The sequence below is a fragment of the Curvibacter sp. PAE-UM genome (assembly GCF_001432305.1).
GTDB lineage: Bacteria > Pseudomonadota > Gammaproteobacteria > Burkholderiales > Burkholderiaceae_C > Hylemonella.
In genome coordinates this window covers 1,995,039-2,007,242 of record NZ_KQ483358.1, presented here as the reverse complement: position 1 = coordinate 2,007,242, position 12,204 = coordinate 1,995,039, and the positions used below count along the sequence as shown (strand labels likewise).

Below are 12,204 nucleotides of genomic sequence, written 5' to 3'. Positions count from 1 at the left end.
CCGCCCCGCACCCCCCCCCCCAGCCGCTTCGAGTTCAACAACCCGGCCCCGCGCCAGGGCCTGTTGCGCGCCTACGGCCTGGCCCTGCTGATCCACGGCCTGCTGCTGGCCGCGCTGACCTGGGGGGTGAACTGGCGCCGCAGCGACACCAGCCTGTCGGTCGAAGCCGAGCTCTGGTCGGCGGTCCCCCAGCAGGCGGCCCCACCCCTGGTCGAACCCGAACCGACACCCGAGCCCGCGCCCCCGCCACCGCCCAAAGTTGAAGAGCCGCGCCAGAGCGAGGCCGACATCGCCCTGGCCCGCGAGAAGGAACGCCAGGCCAAGGAAAAACTGGAGCAGGCGCGGCTGGAGAAGGAAAAACTCGCGCGTGAAAAGGAACGTGAGCGGCAGGAGCGCGAGAAGAAACTGGCCGAGGAAAAGAAAAAGAAGGAACTCGAAGCCAAGCGCAAGGAAGAAGCCGAAGCCAAGCAGCGCCGCGATGAAAACCTCAAGCGCATGGCCGGCCTGGCCGGTGCCACGGGTGCGCCCACGACCACCGGCAACGCCCAGAAATCTGCCGGCGGCATCTCGTCCAGCTACGCGGGCCGCATCCGCGCGCGCATCAAGCCCAACATCGTCTTCCCGGACGAACTGGCCACCAATCCCAGCGCCGAGGTGGAAGTGCGCACCTCACCCGACGGCACCATCGTCGGTCGCAAGCTGGTCAAGAGCAGCGGCATCCCCAACTGGGACGAGGCCGTGCTCAAGGCCATCGACAAGACAGATACCTTACCGCGCAACGAAGAGGGCATAGTGCCCTCGCCCATGACCATCATCTTCCGCCCGAAAGACTGAGGCCGGAATAAAAAAGCGCCCCGCAATCTGCCGGGGCGCCCAAGCCGTCATTCAACGGCACGAGGTGACACTCAATCGGATCGATTCAATCCACCGTCTCCAGCGCCAGCGCCGCGGTGGCCGTGTTGGAAATCGGGATGTGGTAATTGCCCGTCACCCGGCGCACGCTGGAGCCGCCGGCCGCCGCCAGGGCGCCGCGCATGGCCAGCCACATCAGCAGCTCCACGCCCTGGGTCCCGGTCTTCTCCACCAGCTCGTGCACGCTGAACTGCGTGGCCCATTCGGGGTTGGAGACCAGGCTGTCGAGGAACTGCAGGTCGAAGGCCTTGTTGATGAAACCGGCGCGCTCGCCGTCGAGCTGGTGGCTCAGGCCGCCGGAGGCGATCACCGCCACCTTCTTGCTGCTGTCCCAGGACTTGATGGCTTCGCCCACGGCCTTGCCCAGGGCATAACAGCGTTTGGCACTGGGCAGCGGGAACTGCACGGTGTTGATGCAGACCGGCACCACCGTCACCGGGCAATCGCCCTCGGGCCAGAACAGCTTGAGCGGCAGCGTGCAGGCGTGGTCCACCAGCATCTCCTGGCAGGTCACCACGTCGAACTCCTTCTCGACCAGCGTGTTGATGATGTGCCAGGATAGATCCAGCTCGCCCTTGAAGGGCGGCAGCGTGGGAATGCCCCAGCCCTCGTCGGCGTTGTTGTATTCGGGCGCGGCGCCGACCGCGAAGGTGGGCATCTTGTCGAGGAAGAAGTTCAGGCCGTGGTCGTTGTAGAACATCACCACCACATCGGGCTTGTTCTTCGCCAGCCATTCGCGGATGGGCGGAAAGCCGTCGAAGAAAGGTTTCCAGTAGGGCTCGTTCTGCAGGCCCTTATGGATGGCACCGCCGATGGCGGGAATATGCGAGGTGCCGAGGCCACCGATGAGTTTTGCCATGTTCGTTACTCCTGAGTTTTCTTATTGGCCGGCCGCGACCAGCTTGGCCCGGAAGGCTTCTTTTGTCATGCCGGTCTGCTGTGCGCCGATGTCCTGCATGTCCAGCTTGAAGATCCCGGCGAACTTGGCCAGGTAATAGGCGTTGCCGCCCGCCGCGATCAGCTGCAGCACGTTACGCGCGCGGATGGCGGCGGCCTGCTGCTCGTTCAGGCCGTACTTGCGCATATAGCCCTCCTCGTCGGCCTGAAAGGCCTTGCGGTTCTCTTCCGAGTTGAAGGAAAAGCACATCTTGTTGAGCGCATAACCCTTGCGGGCTTGATTCGCGTCAAACAGCGTGGTGCCGGGAATCGGCTTTTCTTGGCTGCAGGTGGTCATTCAGGTCTCCTGGGTTGACGGGGGTCAAAACGGTATGGGGGCCAGTATTCCGGAGCCATTGACCAAGATAAATACATGGATCAAGATATGACTCATGAGTAAATTCGATCATTTGGACCTGGACGGCCATTTGCTGCGGCTTTTGCTGGCCGTGGTGGAGGCCGGTTCGGTCACCGGCGCGGCCCAGCGCCTGGGCGTGACCCAGTCCGCCGTGAGCCACCTGCTGGACAAGCTGCGCGCCATCACCGGTGACCCGCTCTTCGTCAAAAGCGGGCGCGGCATCGTGGCCACGGCCCGGGCCGAGGAACTGGCGGCCGAGGCACGTGAGCTCTTGCGCCAGCTGCAGCACTTCGCCCACAGCGTGGATTTCGACCCGGCCCGCTGGCAGGCCACCTACACCATCGCCGCCAACGACTTCCAGCGCGACCTGCTGCTGCCCGCCCTGGCCGCGCGCCTGCGGCTCAGCGCGCCGGGCGTGGCGCTACGCATCATCCCCTCGGCCATCCCGCGGCTGGACATGCTGCGCAACGACGAGTGCCAGCTCGTCATCAGCCCGCGCCCGCCCGAGGGCAGCGACATCGTGCAAAAGCGCCTGTTCGAAGACCAGTACCGCGTCTTCTACGACGCCTCCATGCGCGCGGCCCCGCGCGACGAAGCCGACTATCTGGCCGCCGACCACGCCACCGTGGTCTACGAACCCCGCCGCAGCCTGGACCTGGACCAACACCTCGCCGGCAAGGGCCTGCACCGCCGTTTCGCCATCATGGTCCCCACCTTCAGCGCCCTGCCCCCGTTCCTGCGCGGCACCGCGCTGCTGGCCACCGTGCCCGGCCTGCTGGCACGCCAGACCTTCACCGGCCTGGCCAGCTGCCCGCCCCCCGTGAGCTGCCCCAGCAACCCCATGTATGCCATCTGGCATGCGCGCTACCAGCAGGACGCCGCGCACCGCTGGCTGCGCGCGCAGCTGGAGGCCGTGGTGGCGCCGGCGCTGGCCCACTAAGATGGCGGGCATGAACGCTCCCATCCTCATCATCGGCGCCGGCCAGGCCGCCATCATGGCCGCCGAAGCCCTGCGCAGCGGCGGCTACACCGGCCCCCTCACCCTCTTAGGCGACGAACCCCACGGCCCCTACCACCGCCCCCCACTCTCCAAGGCCTGGCTGGCCGGCGAGATGGATGCCTCACGCCTGCCCATGCGCACACCCGAGATGCTGGCCAGCAAAAACATCGAACTGCGCACCGGCAGCAAGGCCACGGCCATCAACCGCGCCGCCAAGACCGTGACACTGGCCGACGGCAGCACCCTGCCCTACGGCGGCCTGCTGCTGGCCACCGGCGCCACGCCCCGCACGCTGCCCCTACCCGGCAGCACCGCACAGGGCGTGCTGGCCCTGCGCACGCGCGACGACGCCGACGCCATCGCCCAGCGCATGGCTCAGTGTCTGGAGAAGAACCTGCCCCTGGTCGTCATCGGCGGCGGTTTCATCGGCTTGGAAGTGGCCGCCACCGCGCGCAAAAAAGGCCTGACCGTCACCGTGCTGGAAGCCGCGCCGCGCCTGCTGGGCCGCGTGCTGCAACCCGTGCTGTCGGACTGGTACGCCGAACTGCACCGCAGCCACGGCGTGCAACTGGTGCTGGGTGCACAGATCGCCGCCGTCGAACATGACACCAGCAACAGCGTGACCGGCGTGCGTTTGAATGACGGCACCGTGTATCCCGCTGGCCTGGTGCTGATCGGCATCGGCGTGAACGCCAACGACGAGCTGGCACGCGCCGCCGGGCTGGAGTGCGAGCGCGGCATCGTGGTCGACGCCTGCGGCCGCACCAGCGACCCGGCCATCACCGCCGCCGGCGACTGCACCGCGCGCCGCCTGGCTGACGGCAGCCTCATCCGCCTGGAGTCCGTGCAGAACGCCACCGAACAGGCCAAGAGCGCCGCCGCCGCCCTGCTGGGCCAGGAACGCCCCTTCACCGCCACGCCCTGGTTCTGGAGCGACCAGTACGACAAGAAACTGCAGATGGCGGGCCTGTCCGCCGGCGCCGACCAACACGTGTTGCGTGGCGACATGGCCAGCGGCGCCTTTTGCCTCTTCCACTACAAGGGCGACAAGCTGATCGCCATCGAGAACGTCAACAGCCCCAAGGAGCACCTGCTGGTGCGCAAGCTCATGGATGCGGGGATATCGCCCACGCCGCAGCAGGCGGGGGATGCGGGGTTTGATTTGAACGGGCTGGTGCCGAAGTAAGGCGATCTTCACCGCCAGCATTGAAGATCAAGCTTCGAGGTGAGGCCCAGCTGACGGGCCGATCACGAATTCAAGTGGCGACACCCTCGGCGCCGAGTCGCTCAGCATGCAAGTCCCCGACCGCCACGAAAGCGCACAGCACCTTGCAGGGGTTCCATAGCTTCTGAACCAGGGTGTTGGTGGTGACGTTCATGAAGCAGAAAAATGATGGCGCCAAACGCCTGTGAAAGGTAAAATCGGCAGCATGAAACTGGCACTATCCAACCGGCACCTGCGGGACCAAGTCAAAGCCAAAGCTGGCCTGATTGTCTCTGCAAGAACGTCTTCCGGCATCGAAGGAATTCGCCAGCCTTTCGAGCGTGCGGTGAGAGATACTGACATTACCGACGCGCGCTCCTTTACTGCGCACTGGAAGCTGCGTACTGCTTCCAAGTCTGCGAAATAACTCGTTCAAAGATAACCGCCAGCGGTACGTAGTTTCGCGCCATGGCTGCGTGAATGCTGGCAATGTATGCGGCATGACCTCGCCCGTCCAGGGCCGAGAAATTCAACGGCGGCAAGCCAGCCTGCAGCCCCATCAATACAGCCAGCAAACGCGCCACCCGGCCGTTCCCATCGCGAAACGGGTGTATCAGAATCAGCTCCGCATGGACGACGGCAAGTGCACGTGCGATGTGTGCATCCGCTGCTGCTAAACATGGGGTAAATTGGCTCAATGCCCCTCGTTCCATCTCTGCCATCAGCCCTTGGATCAGCGGTGCATGGGCAAACTGGAAGCCGCCTTTGCCCATATTCAAGGCTCGGAACTCACCGGCCCATGCATAGACCGGCCCCAGCCACAGCCTGTGCAAATCGCAAATATCTGCAACTGTGAAACGCTGGTCATCCCCGTAGCGTTGAACCGCCTCCGCCTGTGCGAGCAGCAGCGCTTGCGACTCCGCCTGCTTGATGTCTGTAACCCGCGTAATTCCCAGCAGGTTACGCAGCACTCGCCCTCTTGAGCCCGGCTCGGTTTCCGATTGAATCCCCGTAGCGTCGTATCGCGTTTTGCTAGCCACGCGCTTCCTCCTTGTTGGGCAGGAGCGCATCCGGGTCGATCAGCGCCTGTAAACGCTCCAGCGCCATGCCGCGCTCACGCGCCTTGCCCACCCGCAAGGCATCGAACAGGGCCAACATTTCGTACAGCCTGGCGTCTTGCATGGCCGCAAAGGGTACGGACGGGTGCAGCGGCTCCACCCCCACACCGCGCACCGAGCCATTGGGGTGTGGCCATACAAAATCTGTGCTCCCCGGCGCAAACACCCCTGCAAAGGCGGGCGCACTGTGGCTGGTGGGCACGCCCACAGCCAGCGGCAGCCGCACCCCAGGGAAAGCGTATTTGGCGCCGTGCAAAGCGAATTCGGCCAGGTTGTGCGCATGCGGGCGCACGGCGTTGTCGGCCACGGCATCGCCATCGGCCACGGCGGCGCGACGCGCCCTTTTGCGAGTGACCCGGTAAATGCCCATGGGCTCGTGCGCAGCGAGCGCGGCCGCGGCGCCCGCTTGCGCAGGCTGCGGCGGCAACTCGCGGTTGGGCAGCAGCAAACCCGCCTGCAGCCCCCGCCTGACGCAGGCGTGCGCCTCCGAGGCGCTCAGCCCCAGCTCATGCGCCAGGCGTGCATACGTCCAGCGCTGGGCACCCAGGGCAACCAGCTTGAGTGCCACCAGGAAGTCTTGCGGTTTGAGCTGCATTTAAATTCTTTATTCGCAAATCACGAATACAGAATCTATATCAAATAGGACGACTATGCAAGCGCCTCCCGCCAGCTGTATCCCTTGCGCAAGTCAGCCCAAGCCCCCCCGCCCCAGCGTGTGCCCTGCTTGTCATGCCGGAAGTGCCCACCCTGCCGGCTCAGCTGTACAGCACCAGATCGCCCGCGATGTGCACCACGTTCTGTTGCGCCAACTTCCTGACCAGTGCCTCCAGCGCCGCCGGGGTGCTGGCTTGGCCCAGCATGGATTCCAGATGCCGCAGGAAAGGCTTGAGCTTGTGCGGCCGCTTGTCGCCCATCTTGGCCAGGCCCTTCTTGATGCGGTCGAACGTTTTGGCTTCAGAGGTCACCACTGATCTGGGCGAGGTAGCCTTCTTGGCTGGTGTTGGGGCTTTGGCTGCGGCCTTCTTTGCCGATGCCTTCTTGGCCGGCGCCTGCTTGACCGGGACTGCAGGCGTCACCGCCTTGGCAGTAGCCGCCTTCCTGGCCGGCGTTTTCTTGACGGGTGCTTTCTGCGCAACGGCCTTTGTTCCGGCGACCTTCTTGGCGGGTGCAGGCCCCTTGGCCGCAGCCGCTTTCTTGGCCGGGGCTGCCTTCGTCGCCACGGGAGCTTTGCCGGACTTGAAGCCCACGCGCTTCACGTGAAAACCCAGCACCTTGGACGCGTGCTCGATCATGGGGTCGTAGCCCTGGTCATTGGCGATCACCACCAGCTGTGCGTCCGGGTGCCTGGCTGCCACATAGCCCAGGTAGAACGAAAGGTGGAAATCCAGTGCGTTGGGGCCTTTGCCGGATCGGGGCACCGGCGTCACCCGCTCATGGGTAGCCGCCAATTGCTGCGCCGGCTTGGCCTGGTGCGGGCCATAGAACAGCCAGACATCCGTGAAGCCGGGCGACAGCTTGGCCAGCTGCTCCAGCGTGGGTTGTACGTTTTCGTAGTCCAGCAGAACGTGTTGTTCTTTCATGACCGCACCTCCCCTACTTCGTTTTGACTATTTGGCTTTGGCCGCGCGTACTTTCCTGGTTGGCGTCGTCGGCAGCAGGCTGGTGTACTTCTGGTACAGATCGAACAGGAAGGCCACGCGCTCGGCGTCGCTCTTGTAGCTCTTCTTGCCGCCGCTGGCCTCGTAGGCCTTGTCCACGGCGGCGTCGAGTTTCTGGTGGATTCTCCAGATCGCTAAACATCCAGCACCGCAATCATTTCGGCGATCACCTGCACCGCATCAGCAGACTCAGGACCAAACACAATGGGTTTGAACACAGAATCGTTGCTATCCGGCGCAAGCTCCACGCGGACATGCCGCCACCCGCCATCGCTCGTTCGCTCCTTTTCACTGGAGTAAACCTTGACGGTGTAAGCCCCACCCAGGTCAGGGTCCGAAATTGACCGGTGTTGAGCCACAACGACCTTCCCCGCGCGTGTGCCTTGAGGGTTGGCTCGGAACAGGCACCAGCTGCCGTTGGGAATCCGCCGACTCATGGATTCGCCGATGACCTGGGCGACAAACATACCCGGCTGAGGACGGTAGATATCCGGCAATTCGATCCACTCGGCATCGTTGATGTCGAATGACTGCACATCACTGAATAGACCTGCCGCCAACTTCAGGTCAACTAAAGGCACCGCGTTCTTGAACGGTTTGACGTGCTTGCGATCCACGTGCTTGAAAGGCAGGACGATGTGCTCGCCCTGCTTTGCTTCGATAGAAGGAATACGGCTTTCGGCCGGAGCGGGAGTGGCCTGCACGGAGACGATTCGCGAACGAAAGAAGCCCGCCGTCTCCTTGTCGGTGCAGTAGATATAACAGCCCTTCATGCCCCGCGTCATCAAAGTCCGGTAGGTGTTCTTGATGATCAGATCCAGTCGGCTTTGTGCCTCGACGGCCTGCGACTTCATCAGGGTCTTCCACCCACGAATGGATCGGTCGGCAGAGGAGCGCTTGTCGGGCTGACAGACGACCTTACCGCTCCGCACAATAAAATCGTCACCGACGATCACACCGATGTAGTCCACTTCCAGGCCTTGGCACGTGTGGATGCAACCGACTTCGTCGATCGAGCCGGGCGCAACGATCCACAGGCTGCCGTCCCTGGTCAAGTTCCAACGCTTGCGATAGCCATGCTCCGGAATCACGACATCGTAGGCTTCGGGATTCTTCTTGCTGTTCCAGTCCCAGCAGTAGCCGGCGACCACTCTGGCCTTGTTGTTGAGCTTGTTTTTCTCGGCAATGACGGCGTGCAACTCGGATGGTGAATCGAAAACCCTGAAGTCGAAGGCGCCCTCCTCCAGGAACGGGTTGGCTGTCTCACGAACTGCCAGCGTGTTGTCCAGCCAGGCCAGATAACCATCCGACCCATTGCAGCGAAACTGGGACGCCAACTCCATGACTTCGATCTCGGCTCCAGAGGCTTTTGCCCAGGCCTTGATCGCATCGGTCCCACCGATGTCCTTCAGCGTCACCCGCTGATCCTCATCGATGAAAAAGATGGCGCACTTGGCAGCGCTGAGGATTTCCTTGATCTGGTTTTCACCGAGGTTCTCATACAGCCCGGATTTCTCATTCAGCCGATGCGCCTCATCCACGATCAATGTGTCGAATGCGTCAGCCTCTGTTTCAACAAAGGCCCCTGAACCGGAGAACAGATTGGAAATGTGTGTCGCGCGGAAGTGCCCGGTCAGTTTGCTCTGGTACACCGAACGCGGCGCAGCGTTCTTGGAGACATATCGGCAGTTCTGCCCATTCTTGGTCAAAGCGGCGAGCAGGTTGATTGCCAACACCGATTTTCCCGTTCCCGGCCCACCCTCTACGATCAACACCTTCTTTTTCCCGCTGACTGCCCGTCTCGCCATGGCCATCGCGGTTTCGTAAACCACCTTCTGGTCGTCGATCAACACAAACTCGGGCTGGCCCTTGAGCATCTTGACCAGACTGTCCGCCAGCATCTTGGACGGACGTATGCGGCCATTCTCAATCTTGTAGAGCAGGTCCGCATCATCCCCATACTTCACATGACGCTTGATGAAGTCCCTCAGCTTCTGGCGCTCGCTCTCACCTTTCAGGAAAACCGGGGCGCGTTCGATATACGGCGCATACCAGTCGTGCCGGATCACGGCATCCGGCTTGTAGTTGTGGAGATAGGCGCAAGGCTGAAGCACCAAGCCGCCTTCATGCACTGCCTCGTTGAAACCCTCGAGCAAAGCGGCATAGGACCAGGCCTGATACGACGGATGACTGACCTCCTGCAATCCCCGCCCGAGATAGGTAATGACCACGCCATCCTTCTCAGTCAGCTGGGCCGACTCCCATTGCTTGAGTTCAACAATGATCACATTGGGTGATCGATCTGCACTGCGCCCCGTCAGAATGAAGTCGACACGCTTGCCCGTCTGGGGGATGTTGTACTCAATGGCAACGCCAGCATCGCCCGGGATTTCATCATCGTTGAGAACCCTGGCCATCGATTGGAGCGACGACTGCCAAGACCGGACCTCGGACGCTCCAACATGCCGCCCCAGCTTGCGTGCAAACGCGTCCTGGAGAAACTCCTCGATATCCGTGTGATGGACTTGATGCAAAAACTCTGATTTGGTCGCTTGGTAAACGATCACTTGAGCTTCACCAGTTATTAACTAAGTAGCAGGCGACTAGATTTCGGTGTACTTCTTGCTGGAACCGCGTGCTCGATCAGCCGGGTATTTCTGACCATTCGCAATCAGCTTGGCACGCGCCGCGTCCAGCAAATCTACGCCCAGCTTGTCGCTGAGCTGCAGCAGGTAAAGGAATACGTCGGCCAGCTCCTGGGCGACCTCACCTTTTTTGCCGTCCGTAAGGCTCCTGCTTTGCTCCTCCGTCAACCACTGGAAGTGCTCCAACAATTCAGCAGCTTCGACGGAGAGTGCCGCAGCCAAATTCTTTGGTGAATGAAATTGCTCCCAATCACGCTCCTTCGCAAAATCACGAAGGGCCAAGATCAAAGGCTGGAGGTCGCTGCTCATGCGAGCCATTCTAGGGGAGCAAGGGCCGACGCTCAGCCCTCGGCAGGGCAAACCCTGATCCGTGGCGTAGCGGCGTCAGCGCCGCAGCCAGTCCGCCAGCGCCGCACTCACCGCCTGCGGCTGCTCCATGGTCGTCATGTGGCCGCTGTTTTCCACGATGACCAACTGCGCGCCGGGGATGGCGGCGGCCATGGCCTCGTGCTGGGCTGGGCCGCTCCAGGCGTCCTGGCGGCCCGTCAGGACCAGCGTGGGGCAGGTGATGCCCGGCAGCAGCGGGGCGGCATCGAAGCGGTTCAGCAGTGCGTTGATCTGCGCGGCGTACTGGGCGGCGCTGCCGCGCTCGAACATGGCCAGCACTTCTTCGAAGATAGGGCCGCCGATGCGGTCCGGGTGCACCATGCCCTTGGCCCACTCCTGGGCCATGACACGCATGCCCTGCGCCTGCGCGATCTTGAGCAGGGCCATGCGCCCGGCTTTCTCCTTCTCTCCCGCTTCACCGGCCGCCAGAGGGTGCGTACCCGTATCCAGCAGGGCCAGGCGTTCCACACGCTGCGGCGCCAGGCGCATGACTTCCAGCGCCACGCGGCCGCCCATGGAGTGGCCGGCAACGCAAAAGCGTTCCGTGGGTGCCTCGTCCAGCACTTGCTGGGCCATGGCGGGGAGCGAGTCGCGTAGGCCCCAGGCGGGGATGACGCAATTCGCCTGGCCCTGGAGGGCTGCGACCTGCGGGGCCCAGACGGCGGCATCGCAGTTGAGGCCAGGCAGGAGCATGAGGGTGGTAGACATTTCAGAACACTTCCGTATCGACTTCGCGGTTGCTTTGTTCGCTGTAGCGATTGCCCACCACGGTCTGCTGGTTGACCACGGCCTCGGCCTTGGCCATCAGCGCCGGGCTGAGCTTGACGTCGGCAGCGGCCAGGTTTTCGGCCAGATGCTCCAGGCTGGTGGTGCCGAAGAGCGGGACGATGTGCGGCGCCTTGTGCAGCAGCCAGGCCAGGGCCAGCTGGGCCGGGGTGCAACCGGCTTCCTGCGCCAGGGCCTCGTAAGCCGGCAGCAGCTTGAGGTTGCCCGCGTAGTTGGCCGGCTCGAAGCGCGGCATGCCGTGACGTATGTCCTTCGCGTCCAGTGTGCCCACATCGCGCAGCTTGCCGCTGAGAAAGCCACGCGCCACCGGGCTGAAGGCGACGAAGGCGGCGCCGATCTCGCGGCAGGTGGCTAGCACCGCAATCTCGGGGTTACGTGTCCAGAGCGAGTACTCGGTCTGCACGGCAGCGATGGGGTGCACAGCGTGGGCCTTGCGCACGGTGGCGGCCGACACTTCGGACAGGCCGATGGTGCGCACATGGCCGCGCTCGACCAGGCGCGAGAGCTCGCCCACGCTGTCCTCGACGGGGACCTTCTTGTCGTAGCGGTGCAGGTAATAGAGGTCGATGACGTCGGTGCCCAGGCGGCGCAGGCTGGCCTCGCAGTCACGACGGATGGCCTCGGGCCGTCCGTCGATCACGCGCACCAGCTTGCCGTCGCCGGCCAGGTCCACGCCGGCCATGCCGCCCTTGCTGGCCAGGGTGATCTTGCTGCGGTGGGCCTTGAGTACACGGCCCACCAGGGTTTCGTTGGCGCCAAAGCCGTAGAGCGCGGCGGTGTCGAACAGGGTGACGCCGGCGTCCAGCGCGCTGAGCAGCACACGCTCGCTGTGCTCGGGCGCGGGCGGCACGCCGTAGGCATAGCTCAGGCTCATGCAGCCCAGGCTGAGGGCGGAGACGTTGAAGGGGCCGATCTTGCGGGTCTGCATGGTTCTTCCTCGTGAGACGTGAAAAGGGGCCAGAGCACGTCGCCAATGGCGAGTGATCCGACCCGTAGGGAAGGCCTACATGGCTTTTGTCGCGCGCGGCGTGGTTTTTGCGGGATGAGCCGCAAGGCGCAAAACCCAAGGCAAGCCTGGACGGCTTGCCTGGTTTTGCAACGCCGCGGATCGCCCGCAAAACCACGCCCCTACGGGTTCGAACCAAAACGGGCCCTTTGCCCACCAAACCCCTTGCGTGTGCTGCAGCACACGCTGCGTGG

At 63.4% G+C, this 12,204-nt stretch carries 14 protein-coding genes; 3 read left to right on the top strand and 11 right to left on the bottom strand.

What is annotated here, in order from left to right:
• Positions 1-834: cell envelope integrity protein TolA (locus AO057_RS09750; RefSeq protein WP_371258268.1), on the top strand; the 834-nt coding region annotated here is incomplete at its 5' end.
• Between the two features lie 85 nt (positions 835-919).
• Here the strand turns inward: AO057_RS09750 and AO057_RS09745 are convergent.
• Positions 920-1,771, bottom strand: coding sequence for a class III extradiol dioxygenase family protein (locus AO057_RS09745; RefSeq protein WP_057675441.1), 852 nt, complete (start codon positions 1,769-1,771; stop codon positions 920-922).
• A 21-nt stretch (positions 1,772-1,792) separates the two neighbouring features.
• On the bottom strand, positions 1,793-2,146 hold the full coding sequence (locus AO057_RS09740; protein ID WP_057675440.1) for a protocatechuate 4,5-dioxygenase subunit alpha: 354 nt from the start codon (positions 2,144-2,146) through the stop codon (positions 1,793-1,795).
• A 94-nt stretch (positions 2,147-2,240) separates the two neighbouring features.
• Here AO057_RS09740 and AO057_RS09735 point away from each other — a divergent pair, with 94 nt between their 5' ends.
• Both AO057_RS09735 and AO057_RS09730 read left to right on the top strand, forming a co-directional pair.
• Positions 2,241-3,146: a LysR family transcriptional regulator gene (locus tag AO057_RS09735; protein WP_057675439.1), complete on the top strand. Its 906-nt coding sequence runs from the start codon at positions 2,241-2,243 to the stop codon at positions 3,144-3,146.
• 10 nt (positions 3,147-3,156) lie between these two features.
• Positions 3,157-4,392 carry an NAD(P)/FAD-dependent oxidoreductase gene (locus tag AO057_RS09730; protein ID WP_156404528.1) on the top strand — a complete coding sequence of 412 codons (1,236 nt, stop codon included), beginning with the start codon at positions 3,157-3,159 and terminating at the stop codon, positions 4,390-4,392.
• A gap of 70 nt (positions 4,393-4,462) precedes the next feature.
• Here AO057_RS09730 and AO057_RS18425 read toward each other — a convergent pair whose 3' ends face one another.
• From AO057_RS18425 to AO057_RS09695, 9 genes are all read right to left on the bottom strand, one after another.
• Positions 4,463-4,585, bottom strand: a complete 123-nt coding sequence (locus AO057_RS18425) for a hypothetical protein (RefSeq protein ID WP_256380090.1) — start codon at positions 4,583-4,585, stop codon at positions 4,463-4,465.
• A 205-nt stretch (positions 4,586-4,790) separates the two neighbouring features.
• Positions 4,791-5,450 (bottom strand): Fic/DOC family protein, encoded by a 660-nt coding sequence (locus tag AO057_RS09725; protein ID WP_240480762.1) that lies wholly within the window; start codon positions 5,448-5,450, stop codon positions 4,791-4,793.
• Complete coding sequence (locus AO057_RS09720) at positions 5,443-6,123, bottom strand: hypothetical protein (protein WP_057675437.1); 681 nt, start codon at positions 6,121-6,123, stop codon at positions 5,443-5,445. Before AO057_RS09720 ends, AO057_RS09725 begins: the two co-directional genes overlap by 8 nt.
• A gap of 160 nt (positions 6,124-6,283) precedes the next feature.
• A complete protein-coding gene (locus AO057_RS18505) occupies positions 6,284-7,108 on the bottom strand; it encodes a PIN domain-containing protein (RefSeq protein WP_057675436.1) in 825 nt (274 codons plus the stop codon).
• A 27-nt stretch (positions 7,109-7,135) separates the two neighbouring features.
• Entirely contained in the window at positions 7,136-7,309 is a 174-nt protein-coding gene (locus AO057_RS17495) for a type IIL restriction-modification enzyme MmeI (RefSeq protein WP_371258281.1), read from the bottom strand.
• An 11-nt stretch (positions 7,310-7,320) separates the two neighbouring features.
• Positions 7,321-9,753, bottom strand: coding sequence for a DNA/RNA helicase domain-containing protein (locus AO057_RS09710; protein WP_057675435.1), 2,433 nt, complete (start codon positions 9,751-9,753; stop codon positions 7,321-7,323).
• 36 nt (positions 9,754-9,789) lie between these two features.
• Positions 9,790-10,140, bottom strand: coding sequence for a nucleotide pyrophosphohydrolase (locus tag AO057_RS09705; protein WP_057675434.1), 351 nt, complete (start codon positions 10,138-10,140; stop codon positions 9,790-9,792).
• 75 nt (positions 10,141-10,215) lie between these two features.
• Positions 10,216-10,926 carry an alpha/beta fold hydrolase gene (locus AO057_RS09700; RefSeq protein WP_057675433.1) on the bottom strand — a complete coding sequence of 237 codons (711 nt, stop codon included), beginning with the start codon at positions 10,924-10,926 and terminating at the stop codon, positions 10,216-10,218.
• 1 nt (position 10,927) lies between these two features.
• The gene (locus tag AO057_RS09695) at positions 10,928-11,932 is read right to left on the bottom strand and encodes an aldo/keto reductase (RefSeq protein WP_057675432.1); all 1,005 of its coding nucleotides are present in this window, start codon (positions 11,930-11,932) and stop codon (positions 10,928-10,930) included.
• Positions 11,933-12,204: the final 272 nt, after the last annotated feature.

What these genes read in the sequence shown, in the direction of transcription:
- AO057_RS09745 (WP_057675441.1), bottom strand. Translation starts at nt 1,771, where the DNA reads ATGGCAAAACTCATCGGTGGCCTCGGCACCTCGCATATTCCCGCCATC.
- AO057_RS09740 (WP_057675440.1), bottom strand. Translation starts at nt 2,146, where the DNA reads ATGACCACCTGCAGCCAAGAAAAGCCGATTCCCGGCACCACGCTGTTT.
- AO057_RS09735 (WP_057675439.1), top strand. Translation starts at nt 2,241, where the DNA reads ATGAGTAAATTCGATCATTTGGACCTGGACGGCCATTTGCTGCGGCTT.
- AO057_RS09730 (WP_156404528.1), top strand. Translation starts at nt 3,157, where the DNA reads ATGAACGCTCCCATCCTCATCATCGGCGCCGGCCAGGCCGCCATCATG.
- AO057_RS18425 (WP_256380090.1), bottom strand. Translation starts at nt 4,585, where the DNA reads ATGAACGTCACCACCAACACCCTGGTTCAGAAGCTATGGAACCCCTGC.
- AO057_RS09720 (WP_057675437.1), bottom strand. Translation starts at nt 6,123, where the DNA reads ATGCAGCTCAAACCGCAAGACTTCCTGGTGGCACTCAAGCTGGTTGCC.
- AO057_RS18505 (WP_057675436.1), bottom strand. Translation starts at nt 7,108, where the DNA reads ATGAAAGAACAACACGTTCTGCTGGACTACGAAAACGTACAACCCACG.
- AO057_RS09705 (WP_057675434.1), bottom strand. Translation starts at nt 10,140, where the DNA reads ATGAGCAGCGACCTCCAGCCTTTGATCTTGGCCCTTCGTGATTTTGCG.
- AO057_RS09700 (WP_057675433.1), bottom strand. Translation starts at nt 10,926, where the DNA reads ATGTCTACCACCCTCATGCTCCTGCCTGGCCTCAACTGCGATGCCGCC.
- AO057_RS09695 (WP_057675432.1), bottom strand. Translation starts at nt 11,932, where the DNA reads ATGCAGACCCGCAAGATCGGCCCCTTCAACGTCTCCGCCCTCAGCCTG.